The organism is Brevundimonas sp. SGAir0440 (assembly GCF_005484585.1).
In the GTDB taxonomy this organism is placed as follows: domain Bacteria; phylum Pseudomonadota; class Alphaproteobacteria; order Caulobacterales; family Caulobacteraceae; genus Brevundimonas.
Window position 1 is genome coordinate 624,935 of sequence record NZ_CP039435.1, and the last position, 17,594, is coordinate 642,528.

Consider the following 17,594-nt stretch of genomic DNA (forward strand, 5'->3'; position numbering starts at 1 on the left):
CTTACTGCCAGCGGGTGAAGACGCCGCCGCCCTCGTCCCATTCGCCGCCCGCATCCAGCGCGTCGTCGAAATCAAGCAGCCGGTCCAGCAGGAGACCCGCCACCACGCCCAGCAAGGCCACGCCGGCCAGGGTCGCGACGCCGGCGACGCCGACCTTCTGGCTGCGCGTCAGGCGACGACGGCCTGAGGCGTCGATGATCAGCGAGCGGCCGCGCGGAATGGACGGGGCGATCCGGCGCGCAGCGCGTTCGATACGTTCGGGGCGGACGATCTTGGTCATCAGGCGGCGATCCTGTCGCGGGCGGCCTTCTTGACCTTGGTCACGGCGCGGTCCCGCTTGAGACGCGACAGATGGTCGATGAAGAGCACGCCGTTAAGGTGGTCCATCTCGTGTTGGATGCAGACGGCGTAGAGACCCTCGGCCTCTTCCTCCACCGACTGACCGTCACGGTTCAGATAGCGAATGCGGACGCGGGCCGGGCGTTCCACCTTGTCGAAATACTCGGGGATCGACAGGCAGCCTTCCTCGTAGGTGAAGAGCTCGTCCGAGGTCCACAGGATCTCCGGGTTGGCGAAGAAACGCGGGTTCTTGCGCGCTTCGGCGTTCTCGGCCGCCTCTTCCTCGGTCTCGCACACCACGCCGTCCTTGTCGCCCAGGTCCATGACGATCACGCGGTCCAGGGCGCCGATCTGCACGGCGGCCAGGCCGATGCCCGGTGCGTCGTACATCGTCTCCAGCATGTCATCCATCAGGGCGCGGACGGCGTCGTCCACGGCCGCGACGGGCTTGGATACCTGCTTGAGGATCGCCAGGTCGGCGGCGTTGTCGATGGTGAGGATACGTCGAATGGCCATGGCCGGGACGTAGGCCCGCCCCGGCGCAAGGTCAAGATTTGCGCCTCTTGCCGCGCCTTACGCCTTGCCGGGCAGGGCACGGGGTTTGCGGTTTTCGTCGATGGCGACATAGGTGAAGACGCCCTGGGTCACGCGCACCGAAGCGGCCTGGGTCTGGCCCCGCGCCCGCTTCCAGGCCTCGACCCGGACGCGGATGGAGGTGCGGCCCGAACCTATGACGTGGGCGTAGATGCTGACCTCGTCGCCGACCGAAACCGGCTGGTGAAAGACCATGCCGTCCAGCGCCACGGTGGCGCAGCGCCCGCAGGCCAATTCGAACGCCGGGGTCGCGCCCGCAAGGTCCATCTGCGCCAGCAGCCAGCCGCCGAAGATGTCGCCCTCAGGGTTGGTGTCGGCGGGCATGGCGATGATGCGACCGACGGGCTGATCTTCGGGCGGATATTCGGGGGCGTCGGACATAGAAGCAGCCTGCAGTTCGGGGAGGCGGGCTCTCTAGCGCGGCCTTGACGGCTTGTCGCCCTTGAGCGCCTTGGGACGTGCGGGCTCTGGCGCCGACAGGGTCAGACGGGAGGTGCGAACAGCCTGTGCATCGCGCAAGGCGCGCCAGGCCGCGCCCAGCTCCATGGCGGTCAGCAGATGATCCTGGGTCAGCACGGCGCGTCGAGACGCCCGCAAGGTCGCGACATCGGCCATGAGGCGCGCAGCGGCCCGAACATCTTCGTGGCCCGAACGCGCGCCCAAATCCTCCAGCCGGGCGAAGCGCCAGCCCTGTTCGGGCGGATAGCGCAGGGCCAGGGCGAAGCGTTCGGACGGCTCGATCTGGCGGGCCATGAAAACCCAGTCTCCCGTGTCGGGATCAGAACGATAGTGGCCCGGCTGGATAGGCAGGCCGGCCTGGGCGTAGATCTCCAGCGCCCCGGCTTCGATTTCCGCCAAGGCCAGGCTAAGGGCGTCGGGTTCTTCCGGCTCCAACCTGGTCGGCCGCTCGAACGGGTTCATCGTGTCCTCGGCGGGCGCAGCCGGCGACTTGCGTGAAAACAGTCCCGAAAGCAGCGCTCGCCGTCTGGCCATGACGTCAGTTGTTGTTGAGCGTGCTGGTCACCGACACGTCATAGACGACGCGCGTCAGGCTCTGAACGACCTCGAAGAACTTGCGCATCTCGGCGGCGCCGGCCAAGGGCACATAGATCACGTCCTCGGGCATGACCTCCATGTTGGTCGCGGCGAACACGTTGGCGGCGTCGCTGAAGTCCAGCTCATAGACGACCGGCACGCCGCGCGGGGTGGCGGGCTGGTTGATGCCCAGCGCCTGGGCCACCTCGGGGCGTTCAAAGCGGAAGATCAGAACGCGACGCGCATTGGCCGTATTGGTGTTCAGCCCGCCGACCTTGGACAGGGCGCCGGTCAAGGTCACGGGACCGGCCGGCATGTCGACCTGGGCCACGTCGTTCAGGCCGCCGAAGGTGGAAAAACGACGGGGCTTGTACTGAACGTTGACCACGTCGCCGCGCTGAAGACGCACATTCTCGCCGAACTCGGTCGTCACCGCCGACAGGGGCGCGGTATAGGTGCGGCCCTCGCGCTGGATCGAGATGGTCAGGTCGTCGGTGGTGCGGGCGGAGCCGCCGGCCGCCGCGATCACGTCCAGAATGCGGTCGCTGTTGACGCCCAGCGGCGCACGACCGGGCTGGCGCACGTCGCCCAGCACATTGACCGTGTTGGAGGCGTTGCCGGCGATGGACACCAGCACTTGCGGATTGGCGACCTTGCCGACCAGGGCGCGCCGGATCGCGGCCGCCGCCTGGGTGGAGGTCAGGCCCTGAACCCGAACCTGCCCACCGAAGGGAATGGTCACCGAGCCCGACCGATCGACCGTCGCACCCGGCAGCGCCTGATTGCCGCCGGACATGGTGGCGGCGTTACGGCCCGACGCCGAGCCGGCGCCCAGGGTCCCACCGAAGAGCGAGCCGGACGGATCGAAGATCGAGATCGCCAGGGTGTCGCCTTCGCCGATCACGTCTGCGGGCTGATCGCTCGATCCTGCCGCGAGGCTGCCGAAGAACTGCGGCGGAATCTGCTTCATGCGTTCGGTGGCTTCGAACGTCAGCGGCACCAGCGCGTAGCTGCCCAGCGCCGAGGCGGTCGTGGCCCCGGCGTTGACTGAGGCGCCCGAGGGCCCGTCGCGCGGCAGAGTGGAGCAGCCGCCGAGAATGGCGACAATGGCAAGCGGTAGGATGGTGCGCGTCATGAAGCTGGATAGCCCTCGTTCGCGGATTGATTACATGCCTTTGGGCGCGCTCGCCAGTGGCGAAACCGGCTGAAGGCCGATGGCGTCGGCGACGATGCGGAAATGCTCGGTCCAGGACGGCGCCCTGTAGGAGGGCGAGGGTATCGGCGCCGCCTTGGTCGCGCGCTCGATGGCGGCCAGCCAACCTAGGCCGTCAAGCGGATCGATCAGTTCGGCGTTCGGCGTCAACTCGCGGTGGGGCGGAATGTCGGAGGCGATTAGCGACAGACCCATGGCGCAGGCCTCTACGGCGGGAAGGTCGAAGCCTTCGACGGACGAGGGTGCGAGTATGGCGCGGGCCCCGCGCATGAGCCTGGCCAAGACAGCATCGGAGAGGTTCGCCGCCTGATGAACGACCCCTTGCAAATTGGGCGAGCGCTGTAGATGATCCAGCACCGCCTCGTTCTCCCAGCCGTAGCGACCGACCAGCACCAGGGACGGCGTCTGATCGCCCATCCGTTCTTCGAGGCGCCGCCAAAGGGTCAAAAGCAAGGCCAAATTCTTGCGCGCCTCGATCGTGCCGACGTGGACGAAATAGGGGCGTGGCGCCGCAAAGGCGTCCCCTGCGACGAAGGCCGGCTCTAACCCGAGGTGGGCGACGTGGACCGGCGGCAGAGGCAGGCCCTCGCGCTCGGCGAAGGCGCGGAGTTCATCACCGGTGTAGGCGGAGTTGACGATGATCCTGCTGGCCAGACGCAGGGTGTTTGAGACCCGCGCATGATGTTTGTCGCCGTCGCCAGGCCGACAGAATTCAGGGTGAGTGACCGGGATCAGATCGTGCAGCAGGACGACGCGTTCGATCCCGGCGGCCTTCAGATCTTCCAACGCCGTCGGCTCGTGCAGGGTGGTGTGGCCGACGGTCAGGTACAGGTCGGCCTGCGGCAGCGGGGCGACGTGGCGCGAACGGAAGAACTGTTTGAACACCCGCGTCTTGTCGGCGGGCTTCTCCTTTTCGGGCGCGGGCGCCGGGCACAGCACTGAGGCGGCCGGCCGTCGTTCCGCCGTCAGGGCGGCGAGCAGCCGCTGTTCGTGGGCGAGATCGGCCGCCGTGCTGGCGGCGCCGTTCCACTTGGCGCGCAGGTCGGCCACGAACCGCCGGAACCAGCCGATCTCGACGGCGACCAGCCGGTTCTTGCGGCCACGCACCGGGATGGTCGTGACATCGGGCGAGGCCAGCAACCATTCGGCATAGGCCAGACACACCCGGTCCACGCCCGTCGGCGCCGACCGTTCGGCCCGGCTCATCAGCCGGCTGGCGTCATAGAGAATGCGCATCCTAGGCGACGTAGCCGGCCTGCATCAGTTCGGCGATATGGACGATGGCCGTGGGTTTGCCGTCCTCCACCACGAACAGATTGGCGATCTTGTTGGCGGTCAACAGATCGACGACGTCGCTCATGCGTGCATCCGGATCCACGGTGATGGGGTTGGCCCCCATGATATCGGCCGCCGTCAGATGAGTGGTGTCGCGCTGGAAGGCCCGGCGCAGGTCGCCGTCGGTGACGATGCCCGCGAGCGCGCCATCGGCGTCCAAGACGGCCACCGCGCCCTTTCGGCCTTCGGTGATCGCGGAGACCACGTCGCCGAAGCTGGCGTTCAACGGCACGCTGGCCGGGACGGCGGAGTTGTCGCCCATCCATTCGCGCACGCTTTGCAGGCTCATGCCCAGGGCGCCGCCGGGGTGGTGCAGACCGAAGTCCATGGCCGTGAACTCGCGACGATCCATCAGCACCATGGCCAAGGCATCGCCCAGAGCCAGGGTCATCAGGGTCGAGGTGGTGGGCGCCAGGCCGTTGGGGCAGGCCTCGGCGACCTTGGGCATGGTCAGGCAGACCGCTGCGTTGCGGCCCAGGAAGCTGGCCGGCCGCTGTGTGATGGCGATCACGGGAATGCCGTTGCGCTGGCAATAGATCAGCGGATCGCGCAGCTCGCGGCTCTCGCCCGAGTTGGAGATGGCCAGCACCGTCACGTCGGAACGCAGCATCCCCAGGTCGCCGTGGCTCATCTCTGCCGGGTGGACGAAGAAGGCGTTGGTGCCGGTGGAGGCCAGGGTGGCGGCGATTTTGCCGCCGATATGGCCCGATTTGCCCATGCCGGTGACGACGACATAGCCCGGCCGGCTCATGATGACATCGACTGCGCGGGCCAGCGAAACGTCGATCGAGCGTTTCAGCGCCTCCAGCGCCTCGATGTTCAGGCGCACGACCTCACGAGCGCGGTCGGTCATCACGGCGATGTCGTCGGGGGTCGAGTGAGCGATCTCGGTCATAGTGTTCTGGCCCGCAGCCGGGCTCTCCTTCTTTGACGAGCGCGATCCGCCATGAGTGCGTTTCGCGCGCCGCCTCCCTTTCAGACGACTTTGTCGGTTTCTGGTCAACCTTTGCCGCTCTGGCGCGTTACGCCGACCGGGGAACTAAAACAAAGAGTTTGATCGTCAATGCCGTCTCATGCCGGAGCCGTTTCGCTATTGCTCCCGACACCGCCCGTCGTCGCCGACGGAATTGCGCTGTTCCTGGACATGGACGGCGTGCTGGCCCCGATGGCCCCGACGCCCGACGCCGTCGTGCCAACCGCGCGTCGTACGGCGGCGCTGAAGGCTGTCGAGGCGCGACTGGCGGGCCGCGTCGCCATCGTCAGCGGACGCACTCTCGCCGAGATCGACCGTATTTCCGATCACGCCCTTGTCTCGGGCTCGGGCGTGCATGGCCTGGAGCGGCGTCTGAAGGACGGCTCCATTGAACGCAAGACGCCCGACGCCGGCGTCGCCCAGGCGCTGGACGCGTTCGAGGAGTTCGCCGCCGATCGCCCCGGCGTGATCGTCGAGGACAAGGGCGTCTCCGTCGGTCTGCACTATCGTCAGGCGCCGGATGAAGCCGGCGCCGCCAAGGGGCTGGCGGCCGAGCTTCAGGCAGAGACGGGACTGACGCTCCAACCCGGTCATATGGTGCTGGAGCTGAAGACGCCCGGCGCGGACAAGGGTACGGCCGTCACGGCCTTCATGCAGGAGGCGCCGTTCAAGGGCGCCGTCCCGGTCATGCTGGGCGACGATTTGACCGACGAATACGGGTTCGAGGCTGCGGCGGCGCTGGGCGGATACGGCGTGCTGGTCGGCCCCGAGCGCGAGACGGCGGCGCGTTACCGGCTGGACGATGTGGATGCCGTGCTCACCTGGCTTGAAGCCGTAGCGAAGTCCTGAATCGATGAAGCCCAATCTTGACCTGTTCCCCATCGGCAACTGCGGCGTCAGCGCCCTGATCGACCGTCAGGGGCGTTTCGTCTGGGCATGCGCGCCGCGCGTGGACGGCGACCCGATCTTTTCCGCACTGATGGATGGCATGGAGCCCGAGCACGGCTTCTGGGCCATCGAGATGGAGGACGTGAAGTCGATCGATCAGGCTTATGTCCGCAATACGCCGGTTCTACGCACAGTGATGACGGCCGAGGACGGATCGTCGGCCGAGATCATCGATTTCGCCCCGCGTCACCCGAAACATTCGCGCACCTATCGGCCGCTGGCCTTCGCCCGCATCGTGCGGCCGCTGTCGGGCACGCCGCGCATCCGTGTGCGGTTGCGGCCCTCGACGGACTGGGGCGCGCGCCGGGCGCCGCACACCTCCGGATCCAACCACATCCGCTATATGTGCGCCGACGTCACCTTCCGATTGACGACCGATTGTCCCGTGTCGCATGTGCTGGAAGAGCGCGTGTTCCGGCTGGAGCGGTCGCACGCCTTCTTCCTGGGCCCGGATGAGGGCTACGATCAGGATGTCGGCCACGGCGTTCAGGGCGCGCTGGATCGCACGGTTGCCTATTGGCAAGACTGGGTGCGCAAACTCTATCTGCCGCTCGACTATCAGGAAGCTGTGATCCGCGCGGCGATCACGCTGAAGCTGTGCGCCTATGAAGAGACCGGCGCCATCGTCGCCGCCATGACGACCTCGGTGCCCGAGTTCAAGGAGAGCGGGCGCAACTGGGACTATCGCTACTGCTGGATCCGCGACGCCTATTACACGGTGCGGGCGTTAAACCGGCTGGGCGCGGTCGACATCCTGGAGAACTATCTCGTTTATCTGAGGAACCTGGTCGACGATTCCGCGGGCGGCCACGTCCAGCCGGTTTACGGCGTGGGTCTGGAGCCCGGGATCGGCGAGAGCATCATCGACAGCGTCGAGGGCTATCGCGGCATGAAGCCGGTGCGGATCGGCAATCAGGCGCACGAACATCTGCAACACGACGTCTACGGACAGATCGTGCTGCCGCTTGTCCAGGCCTTCTATGACGCACGGCTGCTGCGTCCGGGTACGCTGGAGGATTTCCACGCGCTGGAAGCCATCGGCGAGCGCGCCTTCGCCATGCACGATCAGACCGATGCGGGCCTTTGGGAGTTCCGCACCATTGCGCGGGTCCACACCTATTCGTCCGTCATGTGCTGGGCCGCCTGCGATCGTCTGGCCAAGGCAGCCGACCATCTGAATCTGCCCGATCGGGCCGCCTTCTGGCGTGAGCGGGCGCAAATCATCCGTCAGCGGATCGAAGCGGAGGCCTATCTGCCCGACGAGGGCCGGTTCGCCGCCAGCTTCGGCGGCCGCGAGTTGGACGCCTCACTGCTGCAGATGACCGATCTGGGCTTCCTCGACGCCCACGATCCACGTCAGGTCGCCACCTTCGACGCCATCGAGCGCGACCTGAAGAAGGGCAGCCACCTGTTCCGCTATGTGGAGCCGGACGACTTCGGGGAGCCGGAGACCGCCTTCAACTTCTGCACCTTCTGGTTCATCGAGGCCCTGCACCAGAACGGCCGCATCGAGGAAGCCCGCACCATCTTCCAGGAGATGCTGAGCCGGCGGACGGCCGCCGGCCTGCTGAGCGAGGACATCTCGATCGACGATGGTGAGCTGTGGGGCAACTATCCGCAGACCTATTCCCTGGTCGGCATCATCAATTGCGCCGTGCTGTTGAGCCGTTCCTGGACCGATGTGCGTTAATGTCTGGACCCCGGGGCTGGGGTCGCCGAGTGAAGTGAAGTCATGAGCCGCCTGATCGTTGTTTCGAACCGGGTTTCGGCCCCGACCGACCCCGCCGCCGGGTCCGCCGGCGGCCTGGCCATGGCCCTGTCCGCCGCCCTCAGAAAATACGACGGTCTGTGGTTCGGTTGGTCGGGCGAGCGGGTGGATCATTACACCGGCGAGGTGAAGATCGAGGACCGGGCCGGCGTCACCGTAGGGCTCGTCGATCTGGAGGGGCAGGACGTCGACGAATACTACAACGGCTACGCCAACAAAACGCTTTGGCCGCTGTTCCACCACCGCATCGACCTGGCCCAATACGAGCGCTCCTACGGCGAGGGCTATGAGCGGGTGAACCGGCGTTTCGCCGAAGCCCTGGCGCCGCTGATCCAGCCGGACGACATGATCTGGATCCACGACTACCACATGATCCCGATGGCGCGGGATCTGCGCCGCCTGGGCATTCGCAACCGGATCGGCTTCTTCCTGCACACGCCCTGGCCCGCGCGGCAGTTGCTGGTGACCCTGCCGCATCATCGGCGGCTGGTGGAATCGATGTTCGACTTCGACCTGATCGGTTTCCACACGCAGGAATGGAGCGATCTGTTCACCGACTATGTGGTGTCAGAGGCCCAGGGCGAGCTGGATGGCGTCGGCGGACTGGAGTGTTTCGGGCGCAAGGTCCAGACCGGCGTCTTCCCCATCGGCATCGATGTAGATGGTTTCCTGGCGGCGCGGAACTCGCAGCTTGGGGCGCGAACCTATGACCGGATGGCGGCGTCGTCGGCCTTCCGCTCGATGATCGTGGGGGTGGACCGGCTGGACTATTCCAAGGGGCTGGAAGAGCGGCTGCTGGGCTACGAGCAATTCCTGCACGACAACGCCTCGATGCGGGGCGAGGTCTTCCTGTTGCAGGTCACGCCCATCTCGCGCGACGACGTGGACAGCTATCAGGACATTCGTTCGCGGCTGGACGCCCTGGCCGGACGGATCAACGGCGCCTTCGCCGACATGGATTGGCAGCCGATCCGATATCTGAACCGCACCTATCGCCGGGATCAGCTGGCGGGCATTTACCGCGCGGCGCGGGTCGGTCTGGTGACGCCGCTGCGCGACGGCATGAACCTAGTGGCCAAGGAATATGTCTGCGCCCAGAACCCGGATGATCCCGGCGTGCTGATCCTGTCGCGCTTCGCCGGGGCGGCGGAACAGATGGGCGAGGCGCTGCTGGTCAATCCCTACAGTCGCGAAGAGCTGTCCGACGCCATCCAGAAGGCGCTGACCATGCCGCTGGCCGAGCGCATCCGGAAATGGGAAGCCTTGATGGATGTGGTTCGCGCCACCGATGTCGGCATCTGGCGCGATGATTTCGTGCGCGCCCTGCAAGCCGATGAATCGACTTCGCAACCGACGCAGTGGGCCGGCGCGGCCTGACGCCTAGCGCAGGTCGAAGGCCAGCATCAGGGTGCGCTGGGCCGGATTGAAGTTGTCGTCGGACAGGATGTAGAGGCGGGTCCTGCCGTTGCGCGTCTCTGCGGCGATCCCCTCGAAATTGTCGGTCGTGCCCGGCAGTTTCAGCTCGATCAACACCGGCCCCAGCGTTCCGTCGGGGGCCATGCGGCGCACGCGCGCGCGCATGTCGATGGGCGCCCTATACAGACGCTGGACCACGAACCATCCGGCGCCGGACGGGTCGCGATCCAGGCCGGTGATGCGGTATTCGCTGTCGGGGATGGGGGTTGTCGGCGGCGCGCTGACGACCGTGCATCTCGCCGCCGCGCATTCCCAGACGCCGCCCGCCTCGCCAGAGACGCGCCAGCCGCCGGGCGCAGCGGCCAACCCCTCCATCCCGTCGTTCTCGGTGAAGGCGAAGTCGGGCGACCGCACCGGCGACGGCTGGGTCTTCAGCGCCGACAACGGGCCGTAGTTCCAGATGCGGTGACGCCGCTCGAAACTAACCAGCAGATCGCCGGAGGGGGTGATGGCCAGGCCCTCGGCGTCGCCGTCCGACTTGTCGGAAATCGCAGCGCCGTCCTGAAGCGTCAGCCGACGCGAGCGGAAACGATCTAGTCCGACCAACCACCCCCGGTGGTCCAGACGGATGTCGCCGCGCACCAGATCACCGGTGTCCGACACCGTGACGAAGCCGCCGTCGCCGGTCAGCATCAGGTCCGACAGGCTGTGCAGCGGCGAGGTCGGCGCGGCGCTAACCTGCTGGCCGCCGGCGAACGTCACACCGTCAGCCAACTGCGTGCCGCCGGGCAGGCCCAGGCTGACGCTTCGCAGTTCCGCGACCTGGGGCGTCCAGCCGTCCGACGATAACGGTTAGGGACGCGGCGCGCCCAGCGAGGCGGCGCAGGCCGACAGCGACAGGGCGATCCAGACACTGGCCAGCCGGCCGAAACGGCTCATGCCGCCAACTTTCGCTTGGTGCGACGGGTGGGACCGGCCGCGCCCTCGTTCTCGAACAGCTCGGCCAGCTTCTCGGTCATGGCCCCCGCCAGCTGTTCCACATCCACGATCGTCAGGGCCTTGCGATACCAGCGGGTCACGTCGTGGCCGATGCCGATGGCCAGCAGTTCGACCGGCGAGCGGTCCTCGATCTCGGCGATCACTTGGCGCAGGTGCTTGTCCAGATAAAGCGCCGCATTCGCCGACTGGGTCGAGTCGTCGACTGGCGAACCGTCGGAAATGACCATCAGGATGCGGCGCTGTTCAGTGCGGGCCAGCAGACGACCGTGGGCCCATTGCAGGGCCTCGCCGTCGATATTCTCCTTCAGCAGACCTTCGCGCATCATCAGGCCCAGGTTCTTCTTGGCCCGGCGCCAAGGCGCATCGGCGGCCTTGTAGATGATGTGGCGCAGGTCGTTGAGGCGGCCGGGATTTTGCGGCTTGCCGGCGGTGATCCAGGCTTCGCGGCTCTGCCCGCCCTTCCACGCGCGGGTTGTGAAGCCTAGGATCTCGACCTTGACGCCGCAACGCTCCAGCGTCCGCGCCAGGATGTCGGCGCAGACCGCCGCCACCATGATCGGTCGCCCGCGCATCGAGCCTGAGTTGTCCAGCAGCAGGGTCACGACCGTGTCGCGGAACGGGCTCTCGCTCTCGGCCTTGAACGACAGGGGGGCGGTCGGGTCGGTGACGATCCGGGTCAGCCGCGCCGTGTCCAGCATCCCCTCTTCCAGATCGAACACCCACGAGCGGTTCTGCTGGGCCAGCAGGCGGCGTTGCAGCTTGTTGGCCAGGCGCGAAACGACGCTGGACAGGATGGCCAGCTGGCCGTCCAGCAGGGCGCGCAGCCGGTCCAGCTCGACCGGGTCGCACAGGTCGGCGGCGTCCACCACCTCGTCGAAGGCGGTGGTGAAGACGCGGTAGAAATCGACCGTTCGGCCGTCGTCGGCCGTCTGCTGACGGTTCGGCTGCTGACCTTCCTGCAACTCCGGGCCATCGTCGGCGCCTTCGCCGTCGGGATCGGCGGGCGCGCCTTCGGGGCGACTTTCGCGCTCTTGCTCGGAAGACTGATCGTCGGCGTCGCCCTCCATCGACTGGGAGCCTTCGCCGCCGTCCTGCTCTTCCTCTTCGTCCTGATCGTCGTCGACCGCCGGGTCTTGAGGGTCCGGTTCCTCGTCGCCGGGATCTTCGGACGTATCTTCGCCGCGCCCATCGCCGGGGTCGAGGTCCAGCGCGCGCAGAACCTCGCGCATCTTCAGCGCAAAGCCCTCCTGATCGCCCGCCGTGCCGGCCAGGGCGTCCAGCTTGGCGCCGGCCTTGGCCTCGATGTTGGCGCGCACCAGATCCAGCATGGCCCGGGCGCCGTCGGGGGCGGGGCGCCCGGTCAGCCGCTCGCGCACCAGCAGGGCCACGGCTTCGGACACGGGCACGCGGTCGGCGTCGCTGATCCGCAGGGCGCCCGTCTTTTCCAGTCGCGTGATCAGGGCGGCGCGCAGATTGTCGCGCACCCCGGCCAGATGTTCCGAACCAAACGCCTCGACGCGCGCCTGTTCGACCGCATCGAACACCTCGGCCGCCTTGGCGTCCGCCGGGCGCATCCGGCTGTTCACCGCCGCATCGTGATTGGCCAGACGCAGCGCCAGCCGGTCGGCCTGGCCGCGCAAGGACGCGCTCTCGGGCCCGGACGGATCGCGCGGCGGATGGGGCAGGGTCAGGACGCCGTTCGACAGCTTTGGCCCGTCGGACCCGAACACCACCTCCAGCTCGGGCTGCTCGGCCAGCGCCCGCGCGGCATGACCCAGCGCGCGCTTGAAGATTTCGGCGGGAGTATCCGGGGCGGCCATAGCCCTCAGTTAATCGCTTCGCGCCTGCGATAAAAGCGCCGTCAGCCGCCTTTTGAGATCGGCACCCGCCGGCCATAGGTCAGACAGCGCCAAACCCACTCCAGCGGCCCCATGCTGAACCGCGACAACCATAGCGGCGACCAGATCAGTTGCAGCGCCCAGACCGCCAGGACCAGGCCCCACATCTGCACATAGTCGGCCCGCCCGAACAGTCGCGGTCCCCACGGCATGTAGAAGATGGAGGTCATGATCAGGGTCTGGGTCAGATAGTTGGTGAAGGCCATCTGTCCCACCGGCCGCAGCGCCGCCGTGATCCACGCCAGCCCCCGGGTCGTCGCCAGCACGATCAGGCTGACATAGGCCAGGGTGACGAAGACGGGGAAGGAGGCGACGACCTCCGCCAGGCCGCGCGTCGGGTGGGTTCCGGTCGGCGCCATCGCCTCGCGCCATTCCAGCACGCCCAGCAGGGCCAGTACGACGCCGCCGATAGCTATCAAGGCGACATAGACCCCGTTGGGCGCCCGGCCGCTGAAAACGCCGGCCTTGAACAGACCCAGTCCCAGCATCATCAGGGCCACGGTCGAGAACACGAACATCGTCAGGCTGGCGCCCTGCAGCAGAACCCAGTTCTGAAGGTTCTGGCCCATCGCCCCGGCCCAGCCGCTGCGATAGGCGGCGATCGACTCCGTCACCATGGCGGCGGTGTCATGCGGCCCGCCTTGGTTGATCGCCTCGGTGATCGCCGGCGGCCCGGCGACCATCAGCCAGGTCGCGCCCGCTTGCATTGCGCCCAGCAACAGGGTCACGCCCAGGCCGATCCCGATCAGCGTTCCGGCCCGCATCGACCGCATCAGCATCACGAACAGGCCCGACCAGGCGTAGAGCAGCAGCACGTCGCCATACCAGAAGGCCAGGCCGTGGATCAGGGCGATGACCGCCAGCCAGAACAGCCGGCGCCGCAGTAGTTTGCCACGCGCTGCATCGCCCCGCTCGCCCCCGACCAGATAGATCGAGGCCCCGAACAGCATCGAAAACAGGGTGATGAACTTCTGATGGAAGAAGACGTCCATCGTCCAGCGCGCCACGGCGTTGGCGCCGGTGACCGGAAACGGGCTCAGGCTTGCGTCCTGATAGACCATGACCGGCAGGCCGAAGGAGACGACATTGACCGCCAGGATGCCCAGCACCGCCAGCCCCCGCATGACGTCCAGGCTGGCGATGCGCGAGGTCGCCGCGACGGGCGACAGCGTCTCCGCCGCATCCTTGTCCGTGTCGTCCATGGTCATTCTCGGATCCCCCAATCCTCGAACTAAGGCGTCAGGCGCGCCTGTCAGCCCTTGGGCATCAGGCCCAGTCTGTCCTTGACCGCCGGCCGCGCCTCGAAGGCGATGAACGCGGCGCACAACCCGGCCCACAGGGCGTAGCTGACGCCCACGATCATGGCGATGGGCAGGCCGCCGACCCCGAAGATCAGCAGGGTGGTCTCGGTCGCGCCCAAGGCCTGCATCACATCGCCGGCCTCGAACCAGCCCATCACGCTCATGCCCAGGGCGACGACGATCTGAACCAGGGCCGCCGCCAGGCCGCCGTACATCATGAAGCGCCAGACGACGCCCAGCCGCGTGCCGGGCCGGCCGTCACGCTTGCGCTCGTTCAACACGCGATACAGCGCCAGCGGCACGGTGATCAGCCCGATCAGCATCACCACCAGCCGCCAGTCCATATCGCGACCCGGCAGATAGGCGTGCGGCCGCCAGAAGGGCAGGGTCAGCCACAGCGGCGGCCAGGCCGCGCCGGCCAAACAGGCCAGAATCCGAGGCGTCCGGCCAGGCCGCGCGGCGATGGTCGCCTGACCGGGCAGGTCGGAATAGCTCTCGAACCGGCTCATCGCGTCGGCGCCGGCGCAGCGCCGGAATAGTCATAGAAGCCGCGTCCGCTCTTCCTGCCCAGCCAGCCGGCCTCGACATACTTCACCAGCAGCGGGCAGGGACGATATTTGCTGTCGGCCAGGCCGTCATACAGCACGTTCATGATGGCCAGGACGACGTCCAGACCCATGAAGTCCGCCAGTTCCAGCGGGCCCATCGGATGATTGGCGCCCAGGCGCAGCGCCTTGTCAATCGAGGCGACGTTGCCGACCCCTTCGTACAGGGCGAAGATGGCCTCGTTCATCATCGGCACCAGGATGCGGTTGACGATGAAGGCGGGAAAATCCTCGGCGTCCGTGGTGGTCTTGCCCAGGCTTTCGGCGAAGGCGACGGCGGCGGAATGGGTCTCGGCCGAGGTGGCGATGCCGCGAATGATCTCCACCAGCTTCATCACCGGCGCCGGCTTCATGAAATGCAGGCCGACGAACCGGTCCGGCCGGTCCGTTGAGGACGCCAGGCGGGTGATCGAGATCGAAGAGGTGTTGGACGCCAGCAGGGTCTGCGGCCCCAGGTGCGGCACGACCTGCGCATAGAGGGCCTTCTTGACGGCCTCGTCTTCCAGCGCCGCCTCGATGACCAGATCGGCGCCGGCGACGGCCTCGGCCATTGCGTCGCTGATCGTGATGCGGGCCAAGGCCGCATCGGCGGCGGCCTGATCGACCAGGCCGCGCCCGACGTGACGCGCCAGGCTGGCCGCGATCTCGCCCTGCGCCAGCGGCAGCCGGTCGGCGACGACGTCATAAAGGCGAACCGAATAGCCCCCGAGCGCGACCGCCTGCGCGATGCCTGCGCCCATCTGTCCGGCGCCCAAAATGGCGACTGTGGTGATCGAGGTCATGAACCGTGGTCGAAAGTGGTCGGGCGGGCACCTTTAGAAAGGAAGGCGCGCGGCGCAAGAGCGGATCAACCCTCTCGCATCAGATTTCCGTCCGCCGTGTCGCCTCAGCCGAGCAGCTGGATCAGGGCCGGCGCCGCCGTGCGGTTGAACAGCACGCTGATGAACTGCAGCAGCAGGATCACCACGATGGGCGAGATGTCGATGCCGCCCAGGTTCGGAATGATGCGGCGGAACGGCTCCAGCAGGGGCGCGGTGACCCGGTCCAGGAAGGTCCCGACCGAATAGACGAAGCGGTTGCGATAGTTGACGACGTCGAACGCCACCAACCAGCTCAGAATTGCCTGGGCGATGATAAACCAGATCATCAGACTGATGATGGTGTTGATCAACCAGACGAGCGCATAGCCCATGAACGGTAACTCCTGCTTGGATCGGCGCTTCTAGCCTGTTCGCCCCTGCTCCGACAACGGCCGTATCCGACCTGCGCGCTTTGCGCGCACAAGCCCGTTGACACCACGCCCGCCCGCCTTCTATGTCCGCCACGCCTGTGAAACCCGATCCCACGCTGGAAACGGGGCCGTAGCTCAGTTGGTAGAGCGCGTCGTTCGCAATGACGAGGTCAGGGGTTCGACTCCCCTCGGCTCCACCAGGCACATGCCTAAGCGGTTGTTTTCGAACAGAAATCCTGCTTTTCTGATTGGGCGTAGCCTCGAAAGATTAGACGAGCGTCAGCTCTGATAAGCAGCTGATAAGCAGCCCGCGCTCGGCGGGGGCGAGGTGGCTCCACGCGCGCGTGACGGGGCGTTTCAGCGGGTCGCGGTCCATGGACGCCCGTCCGACATCGCGGGTCCTTCCCCGGTCCCCTGAGTGATACGGTCGGGCTGGGCATGTGCGTTTTCTAGTACGCGGGTTTACAAAACTGGTTGACGGTTGACCGAGCGGTTGACGTTTGGATGGGAACGCTGGGAACTCTGGGAACCGAGGTTGATGAATGAGGCAGCGCAGCAAAATCTGCGATGTTAAAGTTCCCACTATTCTCTTTTTAGATGGGAACTAGTGGGAACTATTGGGCGGTCTAAAATCTACGCGCGATGATGCTTCGTCCCCACCTTCCGGCGGCGACATGTTTCTGTGCGTGTCTGGAAGAACTGGAATGGCCTCCGGCGTATCGGTCGGGTAACTTGGCAGGATGTCCACCGCGCTAAATCAGGTGAATCTCCCAGCCGAACTCCCTGGTCGTGGTGGAACGTCTGTCGTCGCGCACTGGCAACCTCTGTTGATACCGATGGGGGCTGCACCTCGGCCAGCGCCCAGGGATGTTCGTTTCGGGAGCGCGGCGGGGGCGACGAATCTCCGAGAGGAGAAACTAGGCAACCGATTCAAGCCAGCGGGTCAGTTCAACCCTGCTGTGTCGGTTACCGAGTTCGGAGACATGGAGTTGCATCAAGAGCTCGATCGACCTTGGGCATATGACGAGCTGCCAGCCATGGCTGAACGAGCTGGCGATCTCCTCTCGCGAACCGGGTTCGTTCGGGGGTGTGGTCAGCATTTCATCGGACGGGATGCAGACGGCTTGTGGTTCATTTTCGCAGACGAAGACCATGAAGTGTGGCCGGACCGCGTTTCAGAAGAGACACGCGTGGCCTTTGTGCTTGGCTATCCGCCAGAGTTCCTCGATTTGCCTTCAGATCTCCGCGCCGAGGCGGGCGGTCCCTATGGCGCTCTTGCTTGGGCGATCGAGGCGAGCAGGGCGGCTTCCAAGGCACGGCAAATGGCGGCCGTCTCGCGCAAAATGACTTCAGCGGGAGGAGTACTTGCCGACGCCTTCAAGAGCGGAGATCTCGGCGCAGCGAGCCGCCACTTAGAGTGGATGGTAACTGCGGCTTCGGCCCAAGCGTGGGAGCAGGGGGCGTTTTTCCGCGCGGTCCAAGTCAGCGACATCGTGGCTGAAGATCGTAGAGCTAATCACAGAAAGGGGGCGTTGGCTTCAGCTCGGTCAGTCGGCCCAAGCAACCTTGCCGAAGTGCTCCAGCGCTTCATTGCAGATCTTGAATCTGAACTCACAGAGCCTCTATCGAATACGGACGTTGCCCGCAGGGCGTGGGAGGCAAAGACAGCGCGCGATCCTCGCTTTCACGGTGTGTCCTTGCCCGGCGAAGACGCTCTCATGCGGAAGGTTTCCAAGTTACGGAGGGCGGCGTCCCGCGCAGCGCCAGCGCCCACCGTGGACCTCGGCGCCGCCTACATTCGTCTGGTCAGCGACAACAGTTAGGTGCGGCGGCCAAGGTAAGTTTAGCCATAGTCGTCAACCGCCGTCGCTGTGATGGTCTCTCCCGCGCAGGTGAATGGAGAGCATGATGAAGGCACGGCATGGGGCGTGGAAGCCAA

Annotated in this window: 17 protein-coding genes and 1 tRNA gene; 5 read left to right on the plus strand and 13 right to left on the minus strand. The window is 66.3% G+C overall.

Annotated features, from left to right (window positions below; all coding sequences use genetic code 11):
- Position 1: 1 nt before the first annotated feature.
- From E7T10_RS02970 to E7T10_RS03000, 7 genes are read right to left on the minus strand one after another with little or no spacing between them, the layout of a single operon-like run.
- Positions 2–280 (minus strand): hypothetical protein, encoded by a 279-nt coding sequence (locus tag E7T10_RS02970; protein WP_017504962.1) that lies wholly within the window; start codon positions 278–280, stop codon positions 2–4.
- Positions 280–855: a peptide deformylase gene (def, locus tag E7T10_RS02975; protein WP_137720661.1), complete on the minus strand. Its 576-nt coding sequence runs from the start codon at positions 853–855 to the stop codon at positions 280–282. Before def ends, E7T10_RS02970 begins: the two co-directional genes overlap by 1 nt.
- A 57-nt stretch (positions 856–912) precedes the next feature.
- Complete coding sequence (locus E7T10_RS02980; protein ID WP_137720662.1) at positions 913–1,314, minus strand: acyl-CoA thioesterase; 402 nt, start codon at positions 1,312–1,314, stop codon at positions 913–915.
- Positions 1,315–1,347: 33 nt separating this feature from the next.
- Positions 1,348–1,926 carry a hypothetical protein gene (locus tag E7T10_RS02985; RefSeq protein WP_137720663.1) on the minus strand — a complete coding sequence of 193 codons (579 nt, stop codon included), beginning with the start codon at positions 1,924–1,926 and terminating at the stop codon, positions 1,348–1,350.
- Between the two features lie 4 nt (positions 1,927–1,930).
- Positions 1,931–3,103 carry a polysaccharide biosynthesis/export family protein gene (locus tag E7T10_RS02990; protein WP_137720664.1) on the minus strand — a complete coding sequence of 391 codons (1,173 nt, stop codon included), beginning with the start codon at positions 3,101–3,103 and terminating at the stop codon, positions 1,931–1,933.
- A gap of 30 nt (positions 3,104–3,133) precedes the next feature.
- Positions 3,134–4,417, minus strand: coding sequence for a glycosyltransferase family 1 protein (locus E7T10_RS02995; RefSeq protein ID WP_137720665.1), 1,284 nt, complete (start codon positions 4,415–4,417; stop codon positions 3,134–3,136).
- Between the two features lies 1 nt (position 4,418).
- Entirely contained in the window at positions 4,419–5,411 is a 993-nt protein-coding gene (locus E7T10_RS03000; protein WP_137720666.1) for an SIS domain-containing protein, read from the minus strand.
- A gap of 198 nt (positions 5,412–5,609) precedes the next feature.
- On the opposite strand from E7T10_RS03000, the gene otsB reads away from it, so the two are divergent.
- The 3 genes from otsB to E7T10_RS03015 are packed head-to-tail and all read left to right on the plus strand — an operon-like array spanning position 5,610 to position 9,582.
- Positions 5,610–6,338 (plus strand): trehalose-phosphatase, encoded by a 729-nt coding sequence (otsB, locus tag E7T10_RS03005; RefSeq protein WP_045809918.1) that lies wholly within the window; start codon positions 5,610–5,612, stop codon positions 6,336–6,338.
- 4 nt (positions 6,339–6,342) lie between these two features.
- Positions 6,343–8,127 carry a glycoside hydrolase family 15 protein gene (locus E7T10_RS03010; RefSeq protein WP_137720667.1) on the plus strand — a complete coding sequence of 595 codons (1,785 nt, stop codon included), beginning with the start codon at positions 6,343–6,345 and terminating at the stop codon, positions 8,125–8,127.
- A 42-nt stretch (positions 8,128–8,169) separates the two neighbouring features.
- Positions 8,170–9,582: a trehalose-6-phosphate synthase gene (locus E7T10_RS03015; protein WP_091750823.1), complete on the plus strand. Its 1,413-nt coding sequence runs from the start codon at positions 8,170–8,172 to the stop codon at positions 9,580–9,582.
- Between the two features lie 3 nt (positions 9,583–9,585).
- On the opposite strand, the gene E7T10_RS03020 is transcribed toward E7T10_RS03015, so the two are convergent.
- From E7T10_RS03020 to E7T10_RS03045, 6 genes are all read right to left on the minus strand, one after another.
- Positions 9,586–10,395 (minus strand): esterase-like activity of phytase family protein, encoded by an 810-nt coding sequence (locus tag E7T10_RS03020; RefSeq protein WP_246846084.1) that lies wholly within the window; start codon positions 10,393–10,395, stop codon positions 9,586–9,588.
- A gap of 161 nt (positions 10,396–10,556) precedes the next feature.
- On the minus strand, positions 10,557–12,440 hold the full coding sequence (gene cobT / locus E7T10_RS03025; protein WP_137720668.1) for a cobaltochelatase subunit CobT: 1,884 nt from the start codon (positions 12,438–12,440) through the stop codon (positions 10,557–10,559).
- Positions 12,441–12,481: 41 nt separating this feature from the next.
- A complete protein-coding gene (locus E7T10_RS03030; RefSeq protein WP_137720669.1) occupies positions 12,482–13,726 on the minus strand; it encodes a DUF418 domain-containing protein in 1,245 nt (414 codons plus the stop codon).
- Positions 13,727–13,770: 44 nt separating this feature from the next.
- On the minus strand, positions 13,771–14,328 hold the full coding sequence (locus tag E7T10_RS03035; RefSeq protein WP_137720670.1) for a phthalate transporter: 558 nt from the start codon (positions 14,326–14,328) through the stop codon (positions 13,771–13,773).
- Entirely contained in the window at positions 14,325–15,206 is an 882-nt protein-coding gene (locus E7T10_RS03040; protein ID WP_137720671.1) for a 3-hydroxybutyryl-CoA dehydrogenase, read from the minus strand. Before E7T10_RS03040 ends, E7T10_RS03035 begins: the two co-directional genes overlap by 4 nt.
- A 104-nt stretch (positions 15,207–15,310) precedes the next feature.
- The gene (locus E7T10_RS03045; protein WP_017504977.1) at positions 15,311–15,616 is read right to left on the minus strand and encodes a YggT family protein; all 306 of its coding nucleotides are present in this window, start codon (positions 15,614–15,616) and stop codon (positions 15,311–15,313) included.
- A 163-nt stretch (positions 15,617–15,779) separates the two neighbouring features.
- Between E7T10_RS03045 and E7T10_RS03050 the strand changes: the two genes are divergently transcribed.
- Positions 15,780–15,855 (plus strand) — tRNA-Ala (locus E7T10_RS03050).
- Positions 15,856–16,692: 837 nt separating this feature from the next.
- Entirely contained in the window at positions 16,693–17,478 is a 786-nt protein-coding gene (locus tag E7T10_RS03055) for a hypothetical protein (protein ID WP_137720672.1), read from the plus strand.
- The last annotated feature ends 116 nt before the right edge of the window (positions 17,479–17,594 follow it).